The sequence below is a fragment of the Sphingobium agrisoli genome, assembly GCF_041877245.1.
Classification (GTDB): Bacteria; Pseudomonadota; Alphaproteobacteria; order Sphingomonadales; family Sphingomonadaceae; genus Sphingobium.
Map to the genome: position 1 here is coordinate 234,080 of NZ_JBHDJI010000006.1, position 23,410 is coordinate 257,489.

Sequence of the window (23,410 nt, forward strand, 5' to 3'; positions counted from 1 at the left end):
ATGACTGGAATAAGCCGATCGTCCCTGTTCGGACGCCTCAATCCCACCACGCTCAAATCCATCGAGAGCGCGACCAGCTTTTGCCGGATGCGCGGCAACCCCTATGTGGAGCTGGTCCATTGGGTGCAGCTTCTGTTGCAGGACCCGCGCAACGATATGGCCGCGATCCGAACGCACTATGGCCTGGACGAAGCGCGGCTTGCGCAGGATGTGGTGAGCGCGCTCGACACCCTGCCGCGCGGGGCATCGGCCATTTCGGACTTCGCGCCGCAGATTGAGGAAGCGATCGAACGCGCCTGGCTGCTGGCGTCGCTGGGGTTCGGGCAGCGGCAAATCCGGTCCGGCCATCTGATTGTCGCGATGCTGACCACGCCCACGCTGCGCAATGCGTTCTACGCCATTTCGGCGACCTTCCGCCAGATCCCGGCCGACCGCCTGAACGCGGACTTCGCCGCAATCGTGGCTGGTTCGGCCGAAGACGTGGGGGCGTCGACCGGCGACGCCGAACCGGCCGACGCCGCGCCACAGGGGGCGGGGCAGAGCAGTGAGGCGCTGGCGCGCTTTTCGACCGACCTTACCGAAAAGGCGCGGCGCGGCGAGATTGACGCGGTGATCGGCCGCGACGCGGAAATCCGCCAGATGATCGACATATTGCTGCGCCGACGACAGAACAACCCGATTCTGACCGGCGAGGCGGGCGTCGGCAAGACCGCCGTTGTGGAAGGGCTGGCGCGGCGCATCGCCGATGGCGACGTGCCGCCATCGCTGCGCAATGTGCGCCTCGCCATGCTCGACATCGGCCTGCTCCAAGCGGGCGCGAGCGTGAAGGGCGAATTTGAAAAGCGCTTGCGGCATGTCATCGACGCTGTCGAAGCCGCCGCTACGCCCATCATCCTCTTCATCGATGAAGCGCACAGCCTGATCGGCGCCGGCGGCGCGGCGGGGACGGGAGACGCCGCCAACCTGCTGAAGCCCGCGCTCGCTCGTGGCCGGCTGCGCACCATCGCGGCGACCACATGGTCGGAATATCGCCAATATTTCGAAAAGGACCCCGCCCTCACCCGACGCTTCCAGCCGGTGCATATCGGCGAGCCCGACACGGTCAACGCCATCGCCATGCTGGGGTCGATCTGCGGGGTGATGGAGGCGCATCATGGCGTCCCCATCCTGCGTGAGGCGGTGGAAGCCGCCGTCACCCTGTCGCAGCGCTATATTCCCGCGCGGCACCTGCCCGACAAGGCCGTCAGCCTGCTGGACACGGCGGCCGCCCGGGTCGCCATTTCTCAACATGCGACCCCGGCGGTGGTGGAGGATTGCCGGCGGCGCATCGCCCTGCTGGACATCGAACTGGCTGCGGTGCGGCGGGAAGCGGCCGGGCGTTATACCGACGGCGGATCAATCGAAGCGCTTGAGGAGGAACTGGCCGCAGCCCGCATTGAACTGAGCGAGGTAGAGGCACGCTGGCAACGCGAAAAGGCATTGCTGGCGGCGGTTCGCGCAGCGCGTGACGCGAAGCAAGGTGATGACACTGCGGCGCTGGACAAGGCGCTGGAAGAACTGCGCGTCATCCAGGGCGATGATCCGTTGATGTTCGGAGAAGTGGATGCCGGCGCCGTGGCTGCCGTGGTTCAGGACTGGACCGGCATCCCGGTTGGCCGGATGGTAAAGGACGAGATCGGCGCGACTCTGACACTGGCCGAACGGCTGCGCGAGCGGGTGATCGGTCAGGACGGCGCGCTCGACATGATCGCGCGCCGGGTCCAGACCAGCCGCGCGCGGCTGGACGATCCCAACAAGCCGGTGGGCGTCTTCATGCTGTGCGGTCCGTCGGGCGTCGGCAAGACCGAGACTGCGCACGCGCTGGCGGAACTGGTCCATTCGGGCGACGATAGCCTGATCGTCATCAATATGAGCGAATATCAAGAAGCGCATACCGTCTCCACACTGAAGGGCGCGCCGGCTGGCTATATAGGCTTCGGGCAGGGCGGGGTGCTGACCGAAGCGGTGCGGCGTAGGCCCTATTCCGTGGTCCTGCTCGATGAGGTCGAAAAGGCACATCCTGACGTCCATGAGATGTTCTTCCAGGTGTTCGACAAGGGCTATATGGAAGACTCAGAGGGTCGGTACATCGACTTTCGCAACACGCTGATCCTGCTGACGTCCAATGTCGGCACGGACAGCATCTGCGCTTTGACGGGCGACGGCGAAATCGAGCGCGACGACGCGCAACTGGTCGGCGCGTTGCGTCCCGAATTGCTCAAGACCTTCCCTCCAGCCTTGCTGGGACGGCTCATCGTCCTGCCCTATCGCCCACTGTCTCGGCCAATGCTGGAACGGATCGTCGCGCTCAAGCTGCGGCAGGTTCAACGACGGATCGACGACAATCACGGCATCACGGTCGATTATGACGATGCGGTGGCCGACCATATCGTGTCGCGCTGCACCGAACCGGCGTCGGGCGGCCGGATGATCGACGCGATCCTTACCAACCATATGCTGCCCGACATCGCACGCCTGTTGCTGGAACGACAGGCCGTCGGGGATCAGGTGAGCGCGCTCAGGATTGCGGTCGGCGAAGATTGCTTCACCTACCGGCTGGGCCGCGCGACGGCGCAGGTCATGGAGGCGGCGGAGTGACGTCGATCCTGCCCAGCCTGGCGGTGCGCCCATGACCGACGGCACGCTTCCACCCGACATCCCGCCGCCTGCATCGGAACCGGCGGATAGGCTTGCCCATGGCGAAGTCCGGCCCGGCCTGATCCTGAACGGCATCTACCGTGTCGAACGCGCCGTTGCGCGCGGTGGCATGGGTCAGGTGTTCGAGGGCACGAACGTCGAAACCGACGAGCGGGTCGCCATCAAGGTCGTGCATCGACATCTGGCCAGCGACAGCAAGGTACAGGCGATGTTCCGCAAGGAAGCGCGGATCCTCACCCAATTATCGCACCCCGCCATCGCCCATTACCGTGTCCTGGCCCGCGATCCAAGGATCGATGTGACCTATATCGTGACCGATTTTATAGACGGTCGCCCGCTGCTGGACTTGCTGAACGGCCAGTCCGCGACCGTCGCTGACATTCAGGCGCTCGGGCGACGGCTGGCTGATGGGCTGGAGGCCGCGCATGTCGCCGGCGCTATCCATCGCGACATTTCCCCCGACAATGTTCTGATCGGGGAAGGCGGGATTGGCGAGGCCAAGATCATTGATTTCGGCATCGCGCGCGATCTGGCGGTCGGCGCCGAAACCGTCATCGGCGATGGGTTTGCCGGCAAGATCGGCTATGTCGCGCCCGAACAATTCGGGGATTTCGGCCGATCGATCGGGCCATGGACCGATGTCTACAGCCTTGCACTCGTCCTGATCGCATTTGCACGCGGCAAGGCGCCTGACATGGGGTCATCGCTGGCAGAAGCGGTGGAGCGTCGACGCAGCAAGCCCGACTTGACTGAGGTTCCCGACATCCTGCGCCCGCTGCTTGCCCGGATGCTAACCCCCGATCCCCGGCAACGGATGGGCGCCATGTCTGACGTGCGGGCGGCATTAGAGCAACTGACCCCACTGGCTTCGAAACCCGGCAGGCAACGAGACAGTGAGCACCGGCGTCGCGTTTCTGCCATCAGAGCGCTGTGGCGGAAAGTTGCGAACACGTCGCCAGCCGTGCGCGTGAAGCAAGCGTCGGATATGGCTGCGGAACTGACGGTTTTTGCGCCGATCGACAGCACATTGCCATTGACCCCACCGATGTCGAAAGCCGGGGTTATCGTGACCAGAACACAGGGCGGAAGTGAAACCAAGCCGAACAAGGTCGCCCGCGCGCCTCGGCTCGCCCGGGGACGCCGCATCGCTCTGGTCGCGCTGGCAACTCTCATCGTTGGAGGCGTCAGCTTCTACTGGATGATGCGCGAGCATCAGGAAGCTTCGTCCTTCGCTTCGTCGCAGCATGTGACGCCGGCTTCGACCACAGCCGATATTGTGTCCATGGTGGAAGTCGCCTCGCCCGAACTTGGGTGTGCTTGGTTGGATTGGAGCGCGCGTCAGAATGACGGGGACGATCTGCTCCTGCATGGTGCGGCTGCAAATCCGGCAGCTGCCAGTGAAGCGGCCATGCAGTCCGTCCAGACAATGGACATCGGTGCGGCGACGGTAGACGGCACAGGTGTGTTGCGGCTCGCAGACGGGCAATGTCCTGCCGTGGATGCGCTCCGGAAATTTCGAGCGATTGATAGCCACACTATTCCGACGCTGCGTGCAGAACAGTCCAGTTTCGAACTGGCGAGGGGCGCGCAGGGGTGCCCCTTGGGCGCCTATGCGCGGCCGGTCGTGACCGCAGCACCCGCCGATCCGGCGAATGAATTTGCTCTCCTGGCCGTTCTTCCGTCCGGCCGGGTCCGTCTGATCAGCGAGAATCGCGCCGCGCTCAAGGCGCTCGGCCAACGCTACCCTGACAGGTTCGGTGAAATCGGGAATGGCCGCACGCGCATTACCCTGTGTGAAAATGCCAAGGGCGTGATGGGGATCGCGATGGTGGAAGCGCCGCTGCAACCAGCTCTGGGGCTGGTAAGGGGACAGGATGCGGCATCGACGCTGGACTGGACAGCGGCTCTGATAAAGGCAGGGCGCAGTCAAGGATGGTCAGTCCGTATGGCTTGGTTTTCGTTGACCGATGAGCAGGCCGATCCCACTCAAGCCATGGCAGCCAAGTCCAGCGAAGGAACTGCGCCACCCAACGCTCGATCGCGTCGCATGGCGACCATGCCTTATATGGCCCCTGCAGCTGGACCAGAGAAAGAGAAGGCCGGGGCGGCTGCTGACGAGCACAAGCCCGATTATGCTGCCTGCCGTCGTTACGACGGCCGATGGCGGGAGATGGGCTATGCCTCGCTCTCGGGATGCAGCGACCGGATATTCGGCAAAAGTTGTTCTGTCCAATCGGGGCAGTCGGGCGACGTGGCATTGCGCCGCTATGACGGCCGGATCGAGGCGATGGGTGGTCGTTATGGTCGATGGACGCGCCTCGCCAGCGATCGGTGCGCCAGATCGAAAGATCCCGAGACTGCCCTGCCGCCCAAGTCGATCGACAGGATCTACTGATGCACGGCGCCTGAGATTACGACTGTAAGGTCCGGCTACACGCCGGGAAACAGCGTTGAAACCCACGCCCGCCATTCCAAAGGCATGAGCGAGTACACCCAGTGACCCAGAATGGACGAGTAGCGTGGCGCGAAGGCATGTTTCTTCGGCCCCAGCATTTCCAACAGCAGGATCGCCATGTCGCTTCGGTTATGGCGGCGCATTTGCGTGCCGTGCACCCCTATCCCTGGGGTGTCATCGAGTTGAAGCTCGATGCTGACCTCGCGGCCTTGGGTAAGTTTGGCATCCAAAGGCTGGTTGGCCTGATGCCTGACGGGACGAGCTTTGCCATGCCCGATGATTTGCCGACCCCGCCGCCAATCGATATCCCTTCCGATGCGCGTGATCTGACCGTCCATCTCACGCTTCCCGCGATGCAGGATGGGGGCGTCGTCTTTCGCGTCGAGGGTGAGCATGGTGCCGATGCCGCGCGTTTCATTGTCGGCGACGAGACCATATCCGACGTCTTCTCTGAAGAACGAAGCCGTGAGCCGATCGAGGTGGCGCGACCCAATATGCAGTTCGGCATCAGCCGCGAGCAGGTTCAGGGCCGTGTAACAGTGGCGTTGGCGCGCGTACGCGAATGGCGGAATGGCGTTGTCAGCTTCGATGATCGTCATATTGCGCCGATGCTGGACATACGCGGTCATGCCCGGCTTCACGGCTTCCTTTCAGATATCATCGGTCGCACCGGTCAACGGGTTGAAGAATTGTCGCTGCGGGCGGTGGAAGCGACCGAGGGCGGATCGGACACGTTCGCCAGCTTCCTGCTGCTGATGGCGCTCAATCGCTGGAAGGCGCAACTGGAGCATCTCGCCAGCCTGCCCCACGTCCATCCCGAACGGTTGTACGAAATCTTTGTCAGCATGGCCGGTGAATTGGGCACGCTGACCCGCGTCGATCGGCGACCGCTACCCTTCCTGGCCTATGATCACACTCAGTTGCAGCTGACATTCGAACCGGTTGTTGAGGCGCTGCAGGCCGCTTTGTCCGCTGTCTATGACCGTGCCGCCGCGCAACTGCCGCTGCAGCAAGCAGGACCGGGCATCTACACTTCACGGATTACCGATCACAATCTCTTCAAATTCGGCCATTTCTATCTGGCCGTACGGGCACGCATGCCGCTTGATGAAATCCGCGCACGCTTTCCAGCTGTCGCCAAGATCGGTGCAGTGCAGAAAATGCGGCAGATCGTTGATTCCGCCCTTGCCGGAATCCCGCTCGCCCATGCGCCTGTCCTGCCGCCGCAGCTGCGCACCCTGTCGGGACATGTATATTTTGAACTCGACCGTTCGGTTGCAGACTGGGCCGATTTCGCCACCAGTCCTGCGCTGGGCCTTCACGTTGCGGGCGACTGGCCGGATCTCGGGCTTGAACTCTGGTGGGTGAAGCCGGGTGCGCGATGAGCATGGGGACCGACGATAGAGGGGGCAAGACGATCTTCGCCCCGATGCCGGCCGCCGGCCACGCCCGGCCGCAGACTGCGGCCACACCGGACCTTGGGCTGGCGGCTGCCGCCCCGGCGCCAATGTCCGACGAAGATTTCGTCCAGCCGCCCTTGGATCCGGCGCAGGGCAGGCTGGCGGCAGCGGCGACACCGTTGCTCAGCCTGATCTCGGGCGTGCGTTCGGGCCGGTTCGTAATGCCGATGCCGACGCTCCACCGGCTGGCCGTGGACCTCGCCGACGGCTTTGATCGCCGTTTGCGACAGATGAACATGGACGCGGAATCGATTCGGCGGGCCCGCTACGGCCTGTTCGCCACGGTCGACGACATCGCCCAGAATATTCCGGGCGCGGCGACGGAAGCCGCGCAATGGGCAAGGCGCAGCCTCGTCGTGCGGGCGTTCGGGGAAAATATCGGCGGCGATCGCTTCTGGTTGCTGCTGCAGGACATGCTGGGTCGTCCCGCCGAGTATGTGGCGCTGATAGAACTCTATCATGCTTGTCTGGCGGCGGGGTTCGAGGGCCGTTACCGTATCAGCCCGGACGGCCGCAGGCAACTCCATGGCATCATGGCGAGCGCCTATGCGGCATTGCCGCAGGTGCGCGATCTATCGCAAACTGACATTTCACCCCAATGGCGCGGCACGACCACCCCCATGACGCAGGTCGGATCGGCACCCCTGCTGTTGGTGGCCGGTATCGGGTCGTTTCTGCTGCTGCTCATTACGACACTGATCTTCCACATCATCCTGTCGCAGACGGGGCAACCCTCTTTAGACGCTCTCACTCACCTCAACCCCGACCGGCCGTTGCGCCTGTCGCGATCCGCGCGGGTAGAAGCCACGGCAGACAATGCGCAGGCAGGGCGGCTGCGCCGCTTCCTTGCGCCCGAAATCGCACAGAAACTGGTCGTTGTGGAACAGGACGCCAACAGCGTTCGCGTGCGTACTACCGTGGGGCAACTCTTCGCGTCGGCATCGGACAAGCTGGGGGACAGGGCGCAAGCGCTATTCTCCCGGATTGCTGCAGCGATAGACGCTGAGCCTGGTCTTGTGCGTGTCGAAGGACATGCTGATTCCGATGCGGTCGCGACACTCGACTTTCCCGACAACGTCGCACTGTCGGAAGCACGTGCCAAGGCTGTGGCAGATTTGACGCGCGGTTTATTGCGCGATCAGGACCGGGTCAGCGCGCAGGGCTTTGGTGACAGCCGCCCTATCGCCTCGAACGACAATAGTGCGGGCAAATCACTCAACCGCCGGGTCGAAATCGTGCTCGTTACAACGGAAAATCCATGAAATCCCTGTTCCGCAACTGGTGGCTCGTCACCGGCCTCGCCGCGTTGGCCGGCATCGTCATATTGGCGCTGCTGCTGCCGATCTTCATGTCTTCGTGGCGGCCGCTATGGGTCCGGCTGGCATGGGTCGGGGTCGTGCTGTTATCGTGGGGTACAGCGGGGCTCTGGCGCCGGCACAGGCTGCGGATTGCAGCACAGGCGATTGCAGATCAACTCGACGATCCCGTCCGAGACGAAAACGATGCCTTGGCGACGCGAATGCGCGAGGCCCTTGCCAAGCTGAAAGACGCCTCAGCGGGAAAGCGGGATTATCTTTACAGTCGGCCCTGGTATATCATCATTGGCCCGCCTGGTGCAGGCAAGACCACGGCGCTGCTTAATTCGGGTCTGCGCTTCCCGGTGTCCGATGCGGCGCTCAAGGGCGTGGGGGGCACACGCAATCTGGATTTCTGGTTCGCGGATGAAGCCGTTTTGGTCGATACTGCGGGGCGCTACACGACGCAGGATTCTGACCGGGCGGTCGATGAAGGGGGATGGCGGCACTTCCTGACCCGGATGGCGCGAATAAGGCCGCTCCAGCCCATAAACGGCGTGATCGTCGCGATCGGCATCGATGAAGTCCTCGCTGGCGACGTGCGCGCGATCGACCGGCACGCCAACGCCATCCGTGCCCGCCTCGCCGAAATGCGCTCGGCGCTGCACGTGCGCGTGCCCGTCTATCTCTGCCTGACTAAGGCTGACCTGATCCTAGGTTTCGAAGCTTTCTTCGCCGATCTCGATGCAGATGGGCGACGGGCTGTGTTGGGCGCAACGCTGGCGCTAGATGAGGCGGACAAGCAAGGCGTGGCATCCTTGATCACGGCGCAATTCGACAAGCTCTGCGGCCGAATGTTTGAGCGGCTTCCCAAACGTCTTCAGGAAGAGACGGATCCGGCCCGGCGCAGCTTGATCCAAGGCTTTCCGACGCAGATGTCGAGTCTGCGTGCGCGCGTCGACCGACTGGTCGAGGGTATCGCTCCAGCTTCCATGCCGGTTCCGGGAAGCGGCCTGTTGCGGGGAATTTATCTAACCAGCGGGGTGCAGTTCGGTAGTCCGCTAGACCGTATTCTAGGCACCGTCAGCCATTCCTATGCGGTGCGGGATACATCGAGCATGGGAGCCGGCAAGGGTCGGGCTTATTTCATTAATCGCCTTCTGGGCGACGTGATCCTGGCGGAACCGGGGCTACCTCAACGCGATCCGCACATGCTCGCCCGGCAACGACTAACGACTTTGGGCGGTATGGGTGCGCTGGCTTTTGTAACGTTGGCAGGGCTGGTTCTGCTCGGGAACAGTTTCGGGCGAAACAAGGCTTTGCAGCTTGCGCTGCTGACAGACACGCAGGCGATCGCGCAGACGACCCGTGCCAGTGGTATCGATCTGGTTGAGGTGAGCGGCAGCGATCCCGATTTCGAGCAGATTTTGCCTATATTGCAAGCACTTCGATCCTTGCCGCACGGTTACGCCGATCAGAAGGCGGGCGGTCCGCCATTGTCGATGCGCTTTGGTCTTTATCAGCAAGGCCATGCCCGTTCGGCGGAGCAAGCTTATCTGGTGGCTCTGCAACGCATCTTGCTCCCCCGCCTCCTGCTACAGGCAGAAAAGCAATTGCAGCGGGATGCGGGTCAACCGATGCAGCTCTATCAGCCGCTCAAGGCCTATCTGATGCTGGGCGGTCGCGGCCCCCTGAATCGTAATGCGGTCCGAAACTGGGTCATCGACAATTGGGAGACGACTTCCCTTGCCGGCGCCGACAGAATGGATATTCGCGCCCAGCTTGTCCCCCATCTTGATGCGATGCTGGCCGATCCTCAATTCGGGCGGATATGGCCAAAGGGTGTCGCTCCGCTCGACGGCGCGCTGATCGCGAGCAGCCGGGAGACGCTTGGAACCCTGTCACTTAGCGAACGCGCATATGCCCTGCTGCGTCAGAAAACAGATATACTTAACCGACCAGCGTGGCGCGTGGCCGCACTGATGGGAACGGGGGATGCGCGCGCCTTCGCCAATGGCGCGCAGCTTTTGCAAATGGAAGTGCCATGGCTTTTTACGCGCGAGGGCTATCGCCAAGGCTATCAAATCAGCCTTCAAACGGTGCAGGTCGATCTTGCGCGCGACCTTTGGGTATTCGGCAAAGATGCACAGACCGCCACCACGCGGGCGCAGATGGCCAATGCGCATTCAGGCATCGCGGCGCTGTACGCACGCGACTATATTGCCGCGTGGGACACGGTTGTCGCTGCGCCTCAACCCGCCGATTATTTTGCCGATGTCGGCGCGTTTGGCGCGTTCAGTAAGACGCCATCTGCTTGGAAATTGCTGCTGCTAGAAGCGCGTAAAAACGCGATGTTGCCAGCTTTGGGTAAGGCTGGCGGCCCGAGCTTGCCTGGCCGGATGCAGCGCCTAGCCGCCGCGCAGGCCCGCGTCCTACCTTCGCAAGGCGTCGATGCCGGCCAGACAATCGAAGCCCATTTTCGGCCACTGGCCGTATTTGTCGGCGACGGGCGGGCGGTGGCCCCGATTGACGGCTTCATTGAGGCCATTCGCAAGGCAGTGTCCGCCCGGTCCGCCGCTGACGCCATCGGCGCGGGCAGCGGCAGTGTGGCAGTGCAGGGGCAATTCGCGACGGCAATCGGCGATGTCGTGACCAGCGGCGTGGTGGCGCCGCCTCAGTTACAACCGTTCATCACTAAGGCGCAACAGGCCGGGCGTGGCGCAGCAACCCGATCTGCGCAGGGGGCCGTGACCCAGGAATATGCCCAGTCGATCCTGCCCGCGTGCCGAGCTTTGGTGAACGATCACTATCCCTTTTTTGGTGACGCGCGTGCCGAAGCGGACAATGGTGCCATGCTGCGTGTTTTCGGTGCTAATGGCGAAATTGACCGCTTCGTCGAGACACGCCTTAAGCCGCTGCTAGATATGTCTGGCCCGGTATGGCGCTGGCGCAGCGACGATCCCGTCGCCGCCAGCTTCGATCCATCCAGTGCTGAACATTTCCAGCAGGCTGCCCGGATCCGTGATCTGATCGCGACCGGTTTCACGATCAGGATTGTCGGAGCTGGCTTTAGCCGACAGGTCAATTCCGCCGAATTTTCTTCGGGTGGCGTCGCGCAAAAGCTTGCGGCAGGCGCCGCCGACATCCGTCCCCTGACCTGGAATATCGGTGCGCTGCCAGAAGCGGCTTTGATCCTTTCTGACGGAAACAGGGAAGTGCAGCGTTTCGGTGCGCAAGGCGTCTGGGCGCTATTCCGGCTGATCGACGCCGCGCAAAAGGAGAACGCAGGGGCCACTGCTTTCCGCGCGAGCTTCGTGAGGGGGGAGCATTCTGCTACCTTCCGCATCCAGTTGCCCGGCACCGACAATCCCTTCGGTCGCGGGGGCATATGGTCCTTTCGATGCCCAGCCCGACTGTGACCAAATATAAGCCCTTCCTCTTCGGCAAGATGCCGTCTCATGGAGATTTCGTCAGTCGCGGGCTTGCCCGACGCTATCGGACGGCATGGGATATATGGTGCAGCAATGGGTTGAACCGTGCACAGGAGGCATTGAACGATGCCTTCGAGCCGCGGCACGACATCGCTGCTGACTGCTGCTTCTGGTTCGGACCGGGATCGTTCGGGCGAGGCTGGCGGATGGGCGCGATGTCTCCCGCGAGGGACCGTGTTAGGCGTCCCTTTATGCTGGTTTTGGGCGTGGAGACCGATGAACGACCCTGCGCGCATGTCGCTCGTGCCTATCCTGAAGAAGTCAAAAATGTGATCCGCCAAGCGCTCGCCGAAGGGCGTAGTGCGGACGATTTCGCCGGCCTGGTTCCAAGGGTGCCCGACTGTCTTGCGGATCATGTTCTGCCTGACACGGCCGTCTGCGGCTGTTTCTGGACGGTAAAGGGCGACGTCGTAACCTGTTCGATTGCCTCATCGGTTCCGCCAGAAGGCCTTATCCCCATCATGATGAACATAAAGGAATCAATTGATGTCACCGGCCCTGCGATTTGACCGTGCGGCACGCACGCATGCCGGTTGCTTACGCGAAGCCAATGAAGATGCGTTTGTCGATCGTACAGAAGACGGGTTCTGGGCGGTCGCTGACGGCATGGGCGGTCATGCAGGCGGCCAATGGGCATCGGCGACACTCGCCAATACGCTGCGCGGTCGGCGGCTGGATGGCGCGCGCAGCTTGTCTGAACAGGCTCTAGCCAGCGCCTTGCATGAAGCCAATGGCTCGATACGGGCGGCGGGCGATGCGACTGGTCAGGTCAGAGGATCGACCATCGTCGGCCTGTTTGTCCGGGACGAACGTTACACTATCATGTGGGCGGGTGACAGTCGCATCTATTTGCTCCGTGATGGCGCATTGAGTGCGCTGACGACTGACCACTCCCAGGTGCAGCATTTCATCGACCATGGTCTTTTGAGCGAAGACGAGGCGATCGACCATCCACTAGGGCATATACTGACGCGCGCCGTCGGCGTGCGCGAACGGCTGGAACTTGACTGGCGCAGAGATCGCGTCTTTCCCGGCGACGTCTTCCTGCTGTGCAGTGACGGGCTGACGCGAACGGTGCTGCCCGAAGAGATCGCTGCCACGCTGCGCCGGAAACGGCCGCAGGATGCGGCGGATCATCTGTTGCAAATGGCGCTGTCACGTGGCGCGCCGGACAATGTCACATTGATTGTCGTTGGATGCGAGCCGACCACTCTGATGCAACTGCAAGCGTCCAACACCGCCATCGTCTAATACCAGCGGGCGCCGGTATGAGTTGGGAAATCCACCGAAACAGCGATCCATGCCGGCCTCCCCACCAGCACGGAATCTGAATCGGGAATTCGACCCGAAGGGGATTCCGCGCGGATTTGGGGCGGTCGAAAAACGCTCCGGATTTCGACCGCCCGCCTGAGTGATCCGCTATGTTTTCAGATGGTTATGAGCCACCCACCGTTTCTTCAGGGACGAAAGTATAGTCCTTGTCCTCCGTAGGGCCGCCGTCAATCTGCCATTGATCGAGATAGGCGTTGATCGTGTCGCTGAATTGATCGAGCGCTTTTTCTGTTTTCACTTCCTGCCAGATCTGGACACCAACGAGGACACCGATGCCAAAGGCGGCAGCTGCCCCCCCGGCAATCCCGGCCAGCGACGCCGCGCTCGCGATGACGCGCGCCGGTGCGCCGACGATAGTCAAGATCGCTTCAGCGACCGTGGTGCCGCCGGCAAACAGGCTAAGGCTGCCGCCGGTAATCTTGATCGCTCCGATCGCGGTATTTCCCTTGTTGAGATCTGAAGTGCCAGAAATGATGCCAAAAACGCCCGCCACTATATTTGCGCTACCGCCCAAAAATTTCCCTGCGGTCTCAAACTTCTTTAAATAATATATATGATCAGCCACTTCGCGCTTGATCATATCTTTTAACCATGCTTCGGGCCTATCGCCTTTCAAGTATTGATTTTTTGCATGATCCACATTGTCTATTTTGCCTTTTGCTCCGCCCTCCAATAACAGGCCGGATGTGGCGACCGCACCGGTGACGATAGGGACAATGCTATTTGCGTCCATCGAGCCAGGTTTGAAACTGGCGCCTCGCGCGATCGCCATGCTGCCCATGAACAGGCCGCTGACAATGTGCATTGCGCCACTGCCATAGGCTTTCTGTACGTCATTTCCAGGAGCATTGAGGAAGCCTAATTTCCCGAATGCATCTGTAACCTTTGCACCCTGCCTGACCGAATCCCATGCCGCGCGTACGCCACCGAGTGCTTCGTCGACCGTCATCGGCTTGTCGTCGTTAACGAAAAGTTCCGGATTTTTCTGGTAGAGCTGGGTCAGAACGTCGCGCACCAGATTTTCGTTCAGTGTACCGTCCGGATTGCCGAAAACAGCCTTTAGATTTTCGAAAGACACCTGATCGAGCATGGAATCATGCACGACCTGTCCGAAGTTGACCATCATTTCGTCACGTGAACGTTCCGCCAGGCCAGGATCTACTACCGCATTGAGACGGGCGACCTGTTCCCCATAAGTGGCCATGGCGATCGTAGGGTCCATGCCGCTGGCCAGCATGTCCTTCAAACCTTCGCCAGTGACGATAGTGTCCCGATAATATTGTTCCAGATCCCCCATCCTCCCCGACGCGGTCACCACCTCGCGGAAATTGGGGGCATCCAAGCCCAATGCACTGGACAGCGTTTCGCTGTTGGTCATGAACGTATCCAGCGCGGCCGGAAGGCTTAGCGGATCGCCGTTCGCATCCTTCAGGTTAAGAAGGTCATTCAACCCGTCCCCCGTCAGGATCTTATCATCATAATAGCTTTGCAACGCTTCCTTCACGCTGGGGTCGGCGTCGACGATATTCTGGAGTTCGGCTTCCTTCGCACTGCGCAGATGATCCTGCATGCCGTCAGAATTGATTAAAATAGAAATCTTGTCGTTGATTTCAGCCAGCACCTTGTTGGAATCGGGATTAGCGCCGGTATTTGCAGACACCCAGACTTGCGACTTGGCATCTCCCCACAGGCCGCTCTGTATACCTGCCTCGATGGCGTTTCGCGCGTTCATCAGTTCGACAGCAACTGCGGCCCGCTGCTCATGCGTATATTTTTCGGGATTGACGAAAATATCGGCTTCGATGCCGGCTAGATCGGCTCTGTCTCCAAGAGCCTGAAAGGCGGCCTGATCCAGAAAATTCGAGAATTGCAGAGCGTTAGTGGGCGCTTCGTTTTCGATCCAGTCTTCGACATTCTTCTTCACCACGATGCCGTCATCCTTGACCAGCGCCGGGTTGTCGCCACCATTGTCGAGCTGTTCCCACATTCCCGGCTGCGACCAGAATTTCAGTGCGTCCCTCGCATCCTGCGATAGGTCGGGATTGGCGTCGACATATGCAGTCAGATCGTCCGCAGTGATTTCGTCTTGCCCGCCAGATATGGCATCCCAGTTTTCGAGAATATAGTCGGCATTATTGACGATGTCCTTCGACATGGGATCGGCGTCCGGATTTTTCTCCAGATAGGCGTCGCGGGATGCGTGTACATTTTCGATTGGAGTTCTCTGCTCGTCACGTTTGATATCACTTGGGCGGACGTCCGCATGCCCATCGCTGATGAATGAAACATTCTTGTTTTCGACAAGCTTGTCACCTGGCGCGGGATGAGCGGTCCGATCCGAAGCGGTCGCAGGCGTGGAGTGCTTTGACTTAGTCCCCTTTTCCGCCAACTGATCATGGGTTGCTGTGCCGGCACGCTTCAGAAGCCCAGCCCATTCGATTTTGTCTTGGAAGGACATGATGTTATCGGCGCGGCTTAATTTATCGACTGGCATTCGATCCTCCTGAGGGCTCAAAAGCGTTTCGCTTCGGTCATGTGGCTAAGTCGTCAAATTCGGTCTAAAGTTTTGATCGAACGGCATAGGATGTGAATACTGGCGTTTCGATCCGATGTGTCGGTTTCTCTCACGGGTCATCATATCAGCCCCTTTGCAACCAGCATGCCGGCGACCCTCTGATACAAATGGCGCGGGATGGCCTCGCCGCTGCGGCCGACGCGCGCCAGCATTTCCGACAGGTCGTCGTTCCGGGCGATCGCGATCCCTTCGTCCCGTGCCCGGCCGATTGCATCGGCTGCCATGTCGGGAGGGGTGCGCCACACGATAACCGGCACCGGCGTTTCACCGCGGACATAGCGGACGCCCACGCACCAACGTCCCGGCGATCCGATTATCAGCGTCGGACGGTTCAATGCCTTGCGGCCCGAATGTCCGTGCATTTCATCGCGCTGCCGCTTGCGCTGCCGCAGGATCGTGGGATCGCCTTCGGCATCGCGACGCTCGCGCTTCGCTTCATTGTGGGTCATCCGCATGTCGCGCTGGAACAGCCAGTGCTGAAGCAGCAGGTCCGCCAGCCCCACCAGAATGAAAGCCACTAGGGCCGTCGCCATCAACGGCCGCGCCATCGCCACGAAAATCGCGAACTGGCAGGATGTCGTGCAGACCGACAGCAGCATCAGATCCTGAAGATGCAGCCGGAACACTATGACGAACGCCGCCGCCAGCGCCCCGATCTTCACCAGCGCCTTCACGAATTCCACAATGCTGCGCAAAGAATAAAGCCGCTTCACGCCCTCGGCCGGGTTGATATGCTTGAAATTGGGCGTGATGGGGGTGACAGAGAAGATGAAGCCGCGCATCGTGCCGATGTTGGTCAGGATGACCGCAGCAAGGGTGATCACCAGCAGCGGCAGGCTGACCGTCAGGAGCAGTTGGCGGACGCCGGTAAGCGCCATCGGCCAGACCTGATCGAAGGCTTCGCCATGGGCACGCCGCCCAAGCAGGATGAACAGCGCCTCTATCCGGTCCCGCTGCCCCGCCGCCATCGATGCAACATAGAGAGAGGTCGCCAGCAGGGCGACACCCGTGACCAGATCCTTGCTCTTTACCACCTGTCCTTTGTCACGGGCGTCGCGGATTTTCTTGTCGGATGCCGGCAGGCTCTTTTCTTCGCTCGTATCGCTCATGACGGCCGCCTCATGCCATTGCCGGCTTTGGCGCCGCGTCGCCCGTAGCCTCCAACTGGGGCGTCGGCAGGTCGAGCGACGCCACCGACTGGACGGAATAGTCAGCCGCGATTTCGGTGTAAGACAGGACCGGCAGGTCGATGCCGGCATGCACCAGATACTGCCGCACCCCACGCCGCAGGTCCGCCGGAGTCAGGACGACCATACCCGTATCGGGCTGCACCGACAGGATTTCGCGGATTTGGCCGAGCATATGTTCGGCATTGTCCCGCGACAGGGTGATACCCCCCTGCCGCGACCCGTCGCGCAGAGCCTGCTCCAGCCCGCGCGTCAAGACACAGGCGCTCAATATCCGGTCCAACTGGGCATGGCGGTGGCAGATCTGCCTGCTCAGCGCAGCCCGTACCCGTTCGGCCAGTTGCCCCGTATCGGTTTCCGAAGGCGCCCATTCGACCAGCGCTTCCAGGATCAGCCGAAGGTTGCCGACCGGCACCTTCTCCTCCAGCAGCGCGCGCAGGATATCCGACAGTTTCTTGACGCTGACCAGCCGGACTGCTTCCCGCACCAGTTCGCCATTGTCCGTTTCCATCGCCGACAACAGGTCGCGCGCTTCCTGAACGCCGATGAAATGCGCGGCATATTGGCGCAGCGTCCGTTCGACGCAGCGGGCCATCACCGCCACCACATCCAGCAGGCTGATCCCCGCGTCCCGCAGCGGCGCTGCATCCTGCGCCCTGATCCAGAGCGCGTCGACCGGCCAGTCCTGCGACGCGGCATCGACATCGACATCGACATCGACATCGACATCCAGCAGGGCTAGCGTGGCGCGATCCGCTTCCGCCAGCAGGAAGCCCTGAGGCATGCGGGCATGCGCCACCGGCACCGCCTCCAGGTCGATCCGCATCGCATCGGGCGCGAGCGACGGGTCCGGCAGCCATTTGACCGAAGGCATCTCCAGCCCCAGTTCGGCGTGCAGCAGGAGACGGCGGCGATCCACTTCGACGACGAAATCCCGGCCCGCCGCCTGCCGGGCGAGATGCGCGCCGACATGCACGACCAGCGACACCCGGGCAGGGCCGTCCGACACCAGCGCCGCGGGCAGCGCGGACACGTCTTGTTCATCTTCCACCATCAGGTCTGTCGCGGCGCCGGCATCAGGCGCGGCTTGCACGCGCGCCGGACTGGCGGCCAGCCGACGCCGCCGGACCATCCACGCCGCGCCCCCGAAACATAGGCCGAGAAAAAGGAAGATGAATGTCGGGAAGCCGGGGATGAGCGCACTGGCGCCGGTCGCTGCGGCGGCGATCGCCAGCGGCCGTTCGCTCGCGCCCAGCTGCCGGAAAATCTCCGACCCCAGCCCTTCGTCATTGCCGTTGGCGACGCGCGTGACGACAGTGCCGGCAGCCACGGAAATGAGCAGCGCCGGAATCTGCGCGATCAGGCCGTCACCCACGGTCAGCAGCGAATAGGTGGTCCCCGCCTGGGCGAAATCCATGCCCTTCTGCACCATGCCGGTCAGCAGGCCCCCGACCAGGTTAATGCAGACGATGATCAGGCTGGTGATCGCATCGCCCTTCACGAATTTCATCGCGCCGTCCATGGCTCCATAAAGCTGGCTTTCACGCTCAAGGCGCCCCCGCCGCTCACGCGCCTGGGCTTGGTCGATGTCGCCATTGCGCAAGTCGGTGTCGATGGACATCTGCTTGCCCGGCATCGCGTCCAGCGTGAAGCGCGCCGCCACTTCGGCGACGCGTTCCGCGCCCTTGGTGATGACAAGGAACTGGGCGACGGTGATGATCAGGAAGATCACCAGACCGATCAGCACCTGACCGCCGATGACGAACCGGCCGAACGTTTCGACGATCTGGCCCGCGTCGGCATGGAGCAGAATGAGCCGGGTGGTCGAGATGGAGAGCGAGAGCCGGAACAGGGTGGCGAGCAGGATGATCGGCGGCAGCGAGGAAAAGCTGGCGGGCCGCCCCATGCAGATGGCTACGATCAGGACCAGCAGGCTGATCGAAATGTTCAGCGCGATCAGCCCATCGACCAGTGCGGTCGGCAAGGGGATCAGCATCATCATGATCGCCAGCAGCATGAAGGCGGCGACGATGATGTCGGGACGATGGCTCGCGCTCTGCACGAAGGCGTCGAGCCGCTGACGCAGTGCGCTCATGCAATTTTCCTTGAAGCGAGATACTGCCTGAACATGGTGCGGGCAGCCACGACATCGCCGGCCGACCACAGGGCATGGGCAAGCAACACCCCGACGCCGTCCGGCGTGCGCCCTTCGATCCGCGCCAGTCGCTCGATCGCGCCGATCGCCTGGCGGGGCGCATCGTTGGCGATGAAGGCGCCCGCGAGCGCGCGCAGCAATGCCGGGTCGTCCGGGGCGACGCGCTGGGCGATGAGCAGGAGCGCGAGCGCGCGCTTCCGGTTCCCGGCGCGCAGGCAGAGATAGCCCGTCGCATGCAGAAGCGTAACGGCGGACCGGGTGTCGGGGTGACGGACGCCAGCGTCGCGCGACGGCTGCGGCATCAGTCAGGCGCCTGCCGACGCTGCGCGCAATCGATGCGCCCGGCGATTTCCTCAAGGATCAGGGCACGCGCGATCGACCGGCTTTCCTCGTCCATGTCCATGGCGGGCAAAAGATCGTCGGCGACATGCCGCAGCAGGCAGAGACTACGCGATCCCGCGAAGATGGTCGAATCCGCAATGTCGGGCCGCATCAGCGCGTCGATCTGCTGCGCCAGCGACACTGCGCTGCCGGGGGCGTCCCGACCTGTAGCGCTGGCCCTTGAACCGGACACGGACCCTGCGGCCTGCCCCTGTTCGATACGCCGCCAGGCGTCCGTCAGGGCAGCGTCGATCCGACGCCGTTCGGCCTGTGTCGTTTCGACCCGCGTATCGGCGGCAGAAGTCGCGAACTGGGACGATGGCCGGATCATAGCGCGATGGCCACGTCCTGCCCGTCACGCGACACAGTGACATGGTCGGCCTCGATCGACTTGACCATCCATCCGTCCGTCAGCGAATCACCCGGATAGCGGCGCTCCCCCCGGCCGTCGATGACATAGGGCTGTTCGCCCAGCCATACGGCCTGCAACCGGACATGGGGCGTGGCTGCCGACGTGCCGGCCTCCACCAGGCTCGCGAGCATATATTGCTCGCCATAGGTGGCGTCGAACCATTGCTCGATATTGTGCCAGACGGCCATGTCCTCGGGCGACACATGCCCGGACACTTCGATCCGTCCGCCATTGTCGACCAGACGCAGGGCGGACAACCCGGCTCCGTCGATGCGTGCGCGCAACTGTCGCACGGCTTCGGATGCCTCCTTGCCGCGCGCCCCATCGGTTATGGCGGCAATGCTGGTGCGTTGTTCGTCCGGGCTCGGATCGGTCGCTCGCGCCAGCACCATGACAATCAGCGTGAGCAGCAGGAACGCCCCGGCGCCGATCACCAGCGGCTTCAGCCGCCGACCTTCCGCGACTTTGCGGGAGATGCGCACATGGGTGTCGCCCAGCAGAAAGTCGAGCGGCAGCGCGGCGCGATAGCCATAGCCAGCAGTCACGGGCGATTGCCCTTCACGCCCGACATCGCCGTCGATCGCCTCCACGGAAGCGTTCGATCCATAGAGGTGGATGCGGACATGCGTCGCCGCAATATCATCGCCGATCAACAGGACGTCGCACCCGGGCGACGATCCGATCGAGCATGTGGGCCCGGCAAGCGCCATCCGCGCCCCTTCCTGACATCCCGAAAGAACTTCAAGCTCGAAGGGCGGCGGAAGCCGGAAGGGCGCACGCGCATCAGGCGACGCCGCCTTGCGCACGGGAGGCAAGGCGAGGGTAGAGATGGCGCGCTTCAGGCGCAGTGAAGCCAGGTCGAAAGCAGGCAAGCGGGACACTTTTCTGACCGGACAGGTAATCCGGCATATTTGCAAATGGGAAACCAATTTCCGATGGAGCCATGGCCAATGCTGGCCATGGCTCTTGAAAAGGTTAGTTCTGCGGACGCTGCTTGGTGGCGTCGAGTTCCGTCTTCTTCTCGGTCGTCACTTCGGTGATTTTGGCCGATTTTTCGATCGCCGCATCGAAAGCGGCTTCCATCTTGGCGATGGCGGCGTCGGAACTGCTGGTCGAACCGGCTGCGGCTACGGACATGCTATTCTCCATTTGTACGATCGTATATGCGGGCTCGAGGGCAGCTTGCCCCACGCGACCCGACATCAATCATGATACATCAAGATCGAGTCTCAGGATTGATGCATGAGTTGTGTAGTTCGACGATGATTACACTTATATTTCAATATTACATCGGTAACAACTAATCGCCGCGCAGCAGATATTGCGTGCTTCCTTCACGATAAACTGCGTGAAAGTTCAATTAATATATATTCGGCCTGTAATGGCAAAAAACTGACTTATTTTTGTAGCAAATTTCCCCGATGTTTCATTTGTAGTAGAAAAAAATAAACTCCATATTTATCTCATCCCAGAATCTGGATAACTGCTTTCCTGCGTCACGAATGCGCCGATTAAACGTCATTAATTTGTAACGCACATTGCAATATTCTATCCTGTATGGTTATAAATGTGAATATACGCAATATTGATATTTTCTCACTTCATGCTGTGACTATGGGTTCAACATGAATGCTGTTGGGTATGCATTTTACCGCCATTGATAAGTAAATGTAAGATGGAGTTCTTTGGATGAAGCGTCTCTTGCTAGGCGCAGTCCTCGCGGCCGTTTGTCTAGCGGCGGCACCGCATCCTGTGCAGGCGCGGGCATCATGGATGACGCAGCCCTATCCCTACGTCCTCATCGCTCAGGATGCGGAGAAGATATTCTCTGAATTCGGGCGAAACCTGAATGTTCCGATACAGATGTCAAAATCCGTTCGAGGACGAATAAAGGGACCGATACACGGAATCCTTGCCGAAGATTTTCTGGACAGCGTCACACGCAGAGGAGGATTGGGCTGGTATTTCGACGGCTTCATTCTGCATATCTGCGCCGAGTCCGAATATGTGTCGCATATATTGGAAGGCCGGGGTGCAAACAGGCAGGCCATCTTCCGTCAGGCTCGCGCGTTAGGCTTGGCCGACGACCGTTTCGACTTGAGCGCTTCGCCCGACGGCAGGATGATCCGGGTGTCGGGACCACCTGCCTATGTCGCGGCAATCGAACGGGTGGTGCAGCAGATGTCGGGGCGCGCCGTGCCGTCCACATCCTCCCCGGCGGCTGCCGGTGGCCAGTCGAGCGCACAACAGTCGTTCGGCGGGGCGCAGGTGCGCATATTCCGTGGCGGCGTGGGGGTCGAAGTTACGTCTGTGCCCGACAGCGGGCGATAATCGCGTTTCAACTGGAAGGAATGGAAAATGCCCGTCAATCCCGTATCCGGATCCGTCGAACTCCCCGTAATTCAGGCCCAGGCTGAATTTGACGGTGCGCTGGACAATGCCCGCGCTGCTGTTCCCAGTAGTGACGAACTGCCCGAGGGTTTCGACGACGCCCTGATCAGCGGCGCGATTACGGTCGGCGGCCAGATGATCATGATGCCGCGCGCCAACGACATTCTGGGCGAGGCAATGTCGGACGAATAAGGACGCCACGCCTACACAGAGAGTGGAGAAAGCAGATGATCCCGGCAAACATACCGGTCGTTCCCCTGTCGGCGGTCACCGACCCAGTCACGCAGAATATGTCCGGCGCGGCATTCGATCAGGTCGCGAACGAAGCCCGGAGCCGCGTGCAGGATGCGACCAGCGCGGGGCAGTTCGGATCGATGGTGCTGGAAAATCTGCGTGGCTATTTCGAACGGGCCAGCCATTTTGCCGATCGCCTTCCGCCGCAGCAGCAATCCCGCACCACCGGTCCCGTCCCCGCGCAGGACGTGTCCGGCGCGAAGGGCGGGGTGCAGCCCGCCCAGATCGACCAAGTGATCGCCTCGCTCGGCACGATCTTCAACTATTCAATCGAAACGCAGCTGGTCGTGCGCGGCGGCACGCAAGTGTCCGGCGCAGCCAACACGCTGCTGCGGGGCCAATAATGACGTCGCCGGTCAAGCACGCGGGCGGCGGGATGATGGGCGGCAGGGCAGCGGCGCTGCTGCTGTTGTCGCTGGCCGCCCTGACCTTGTCGGGATGTGGCGTTGAGCTCTATGCCAATCTGCCCGAACGGGAAGCCAATGCCATGATCGCCGCGCTCAAGCGCCATGGTATCACGGCGTCGCGCGTTCAGCAGGAAGACGGCAGGATCGCCATCCATGTCGATGAAAGCCGGTTCGCCCAGTCGGTGCAGATTTTGGAGCGGGCCGGGCTGCCGCGTCGGCAGTTCCAATCCATGGGCGACGTCTTCAAGCGCGATGGGCTCGTCGTTTCGCCGACGCAGGAGCGGGCGCAGATGCTTTATGCCTTGTCGGAGGAACTGTCGCAGACGGTGTCCGAAATCGATGGCGTGGTATCGGCGCGCGTCCATGTCGTGCTGCCGGACAGCGATCCGCTGCGCCGCGACGCCCAGCCTTCTTCCGCGTCGGTGTTCATCCGCCATGAGCCGGACCTAGCGGTCGGGCCGCTGGTGCCGCAGGTCAAGGCACTGGTAGCGGGCAGCGTCGCGCAGCTGAGTTATGACCGCGTGTCGGTCGTCACCGTGCCGGTGCGCGCCGCAGCGCAGGGCAGCGTCAGAATGGGGTCGGTCGACGTTATGGGCCTGTCCATCCCGACATCGGCCGCCACCTGGCTGTTCGGCCTGATGAGCCTGCTCGTCATCGGCCTCGGCACGCTGACGACCGCCTTGCTCCTACGGCGGCGGCGCGGTGATCCCTACAAGCTGGCCTCCCGCTGATCCGGTCCGATGTCAGGCTTCATTCATCCAGGGCGGCTTGCCGCCTGTTTCACCGGCCAGGGTGCGGAGCGTACCGTCGCGGCCATGGCGCGCGACGAACGCTTCGCCGACCGGCTTGGGCGATGTGCGGTCGAATGGCATGGCGGG

20 protein-coding genes are annotated in these 23,410 nt (G+C 61.9%); 11 read left to right on the top strand and 9 right to left on the bottom strand.

Translation table 11 applies throughout. The features are described from left to right. Both tssH and ACETPF_RS12215 read left to right on the top strand, forming a co-directional pair. A complete protein-coding gene (gene tssH, locus ACETPF_RS12210; RefSeq protein ID WP_373934757.1) occupies nt 1–2,637 on the top strand; it encodes a type VI secretion system ATPase TssH in 2,637 nt (878 codons plus the stop codon). A gap of 31 nt (nt 2,638–2,668) precedes the next feature. Next, complete coding sequence (locus ACETPF_RS12215; RefSeq protein ID WP_373934758.1) at nt 2,669–5,092, top strand: serine/threonine-protein kinase; 2,424 nt, start codon at nt 2,669–2,671, stop codon at nt 5,090–5,092. Nucleotides 5,093–5,127: 35 nt separating this feature from the next. Here ACETPF_RS12215 and ACETPF_RS12220 read toward each other — a convergent pair whose 3' ends face one another. Further along, the gene (locus ACETPF_RS12220) at nt 5,128–5,271 is read right to left on the bottom strand and encodes a hypothetical protein (RefSeq protein WP_373934796.1); all 144 of its coding nucleotides are present in this window, start codon (nt 5,269–5,271) and stop codon (nt 5,128–5,130) included. Between ACETPF_RS12220 and tssK the strand changes: the two genes are divergently transcribed. The 5 genes from tssK to ACETPF_RS12245 all read left to right on the top strand — a co-directional run bounded on the left by tssK (nt 5,230) and on the right by ACETPF_RS12245 (nt 12,649). Next, the gene (tssK, locus tag ACETPF_RS12225) at nt 5,230–6,537 is read left to right on the top strand and encodes a type VI secretion system baseplate subunit TssK (protein ID WP_373934759.1); all 1,308 of its coding nucleotides are present in this window, start codon (nt 5,230–5,232) and stop codon (nt 6,535–6,537) included. The genes ACETPF_RS12220 and tssK overlap by 42 nt on opposite strands. Before the next feature lie 122 nt (nt 6,538–6,659). Beyond that, nucleotides 6,660–7,874, top strand: coding sequence for a type IVB secretion system protein IcmH/DotU (icmH, locus tag ACETPF_RS12230; RefSeq protein WP_373934760.1), 1,215 nt, complete (start codon nt 6,660–6,662; stop codon nt 7,872–7,874). Beyond that, complete coding sequence (gene tssM / locus ACETPF_RS12235) at nt 7,871–11,326, top strand: type VI secretion system membrane subunit TssM (RefSeq protein WP_373934761.1); 3,456 nt, start codon at nt 7,871–7,873, stop codon at nt 11,324–11,326. Before icmH ends, tssM begins: the two co-directional genes overlap by 4 nt. Continuing rightward, a complete protein-coding gene (gene tagF, locus ACETPF_RS12240) occupies nt 11,323–11,907 on the top strand; it encodes a type VI secretion system-associated protein TagF (RefSeq protein WP_373934762.1) in 585 nt (194 codons plus the stop codon). Before tssM ends, tagF begins: the two co-directional genes overlap by 4 nt. Then, a complete protein-coding gene (locus ACETPF_RS12245) occupies nt 11,885–12,649 on the top strand; it encodes a PP2C family protein-serine/threonine phosphatase (protein ID WP_373934763.1) in 765 nt (254 codons plus the stop codon). The genes tagF and ACETPF_RS12245 overlap by 23 nt, the downstream gene beginning before the upstream one ends. 184 nt (nt 12,650–12,833) lie before the next feature. Here ACETPF_RS12245 and ACETPF_RS12250 read toward each other — a convergent pair whose 3' ends face one another. The 7 genes from ACETPF_RS12250 to ACETPF_RS12280 all read right to left on the bottom strand — a co-directional run bounded on the left by ACETPF_RS12250 (nt 12,834) and on the right by ACETPF_RS12280 (nt 20,577). Next, entirely contained in the window at nt 12,834–15,224 is a 2,391-nt protein-coding gene (locus ACETPF_RS12250) for a type III effector HrpK domain-containing protein (protein ID WP_373934764.1), read from the bottom strand. Nucleotides 15,225–15,364: 140 nt separating this feature from the next. Next, nucleotides 15,365–16,414 (bottom strand): EscU/YscU/HrcU family type III secretion system export apparatus switch protein, encoded by a 1,050-nt coding sequence (locus ACETPF_RS12255; RefSeq protein ID WP_373934765.1) that lies wholly within the window; start codon nt 16,412–16,414, stop codon nt 15,365–15,367. A gap of 10 nt (nt 16,415–16,424) precedes the next feature. After that, the gene (gene sctV, locus ACETPF_RS12260; RefSeq protein WP_373934766.1) at nt 16,425–18,587 is read right to left on the bottom strand and encodes a type III secretion system export apparatus subunit SctV; all 2,163 of its coding nucleotides are present in this window, start codon (nt 18,585–18,587) and stop codon (nt 16,425–16,427) included. Next, the gene (locus ACETPF_RS12265) at nt 18,584–18,949 is read right to left on the bottom strand and encodes a hypothetical protein (RefSeq protein WP_373934767.1); all 366 of its coding nucleotides are present in this window, start codon (nt 18,947–18,949) and stop codon (nt 18,584–18,586) included. Before ACETPF_RS12265 ends, sctV begins: the two co-directional genes overlap by 4 nt. Continuing rightward, the gene (locus ACETPF_RS12270; RefSeq protein ID WP_373934768.1) at nt 18,949–19,359 is read right to left on the bottom strand and encodes a hypothetical protein; all 411 of its coding nucleotides are present in this window, start codon (nt 19,357–19,359) and stop codon (nt 18,949–18,951) included. Before ACETPF_RS12270 ends, ACETPF_RS12265 begins: the two co-directional genes overlap by 1 nt. Then, entirely contained in the window at nt 19,356–20,150 is a 795-nt protein-coding gene (locus ACETPF_RS12275; RefSeq protein WP_373934769.1) for a SctD/MshK family protein, read from the bottom strand. The genes ACETPF_RS12270 and ACETPF_RS12275 overlap by 4 nt, the downstream gene beginning before the upstream one ends. A gap of 265 nt (nt 20,151–20,415) precedes the next feature. After that, nucleotides 20,416–20,577 carry a hypothetical protein gene (locus tag ACETPF_RS12280; RefSeq protein ID WP_373934770.1) on the bottom strand — a complete coding sequence of 54 codons (162 nt, stop codon included), beginning with the start codon at nt 20,575–20,577 and terminating at the stop codon, nt 20,416–20,418. A 552-nt stretch (nt 20,578–21,129) separates the two neighbouring features. Here ACETPF_RS12280 and ACETPF_RS12285 point away from each other — a divergent pair. The 4 genes from ACETPF_RS12285 to sctJ are packed head-to-tail and all read left to right on the top strand — an operon-like array spanning nt 21,130 to nt 23,263. Continuing rightward, entirely contained in the window at nt 21,130–21,771 is a 642-nt protein-coding gene (locus ACETPF_RS12285) for a hypothetical protein (RefSeq protein ID WP_373934771.1), read from the top strand. Between the two features lie 27 nt (nt 21,772–21,798). Next, entirely contained in the window at nt 21,799–22,023 is a 225-nt protein-coding gene (locus ACETPF_RS12290) for a hypothetical protein (protein WP_373934772.1), read from the top strand. 35 nt (nt 22,024–22,058) lie between these two features. Continuing rightward, nucleotides 22,059–22,469 carry a hypothetical protein gene (locus ACETPF_RS12295; protein WP_373934773.1) on the top strand — a complete coding sequence of 137 codons (411 nt, stop codon included), beginning with the start codon at nt 22,059–22,061 and terminating at the stop codon, nt 22,467–22,469. Next, the gene (sctJ, locus tag ACETPF_RS12300) at nt 22,469–23,263 is read left to right on the top strand and encodes a type III secretion system inner membrane ring lipoprotein SctJ (RefSeq protein ID WP_373934774.1); all 795 of its coding nucleotides are present in this window, start codon (nt 22,469–22,471) and stop codon (nt 23,261–23,263) included. The genes ACETPF_RS12295 and sctJ overlap by 1 nt, the downstream gene beginning before the upstream one ends. A 12-nt stretch (nt 23,264–23,275) precedes the next feature. Here sctJ and ACETPF_RS12305 read toward each other — a convergent pair whose 3' ends face one another. After that, nucleotides 23,276–23,404 carry a hypothetical protein gene (locus tag ACETPF_RS12305; protein ID WP_373934775.1) on the bottom strand — a complete coding sequence of 43 codons (129 nt, stop codon included), beginning with the start codon at nt 23,402–23,404 and terminating at the stop codon, nt 23,276–23,278. Between the last annotated feature and the right edge of the window lie 6 nt (nt 23,405–23,410).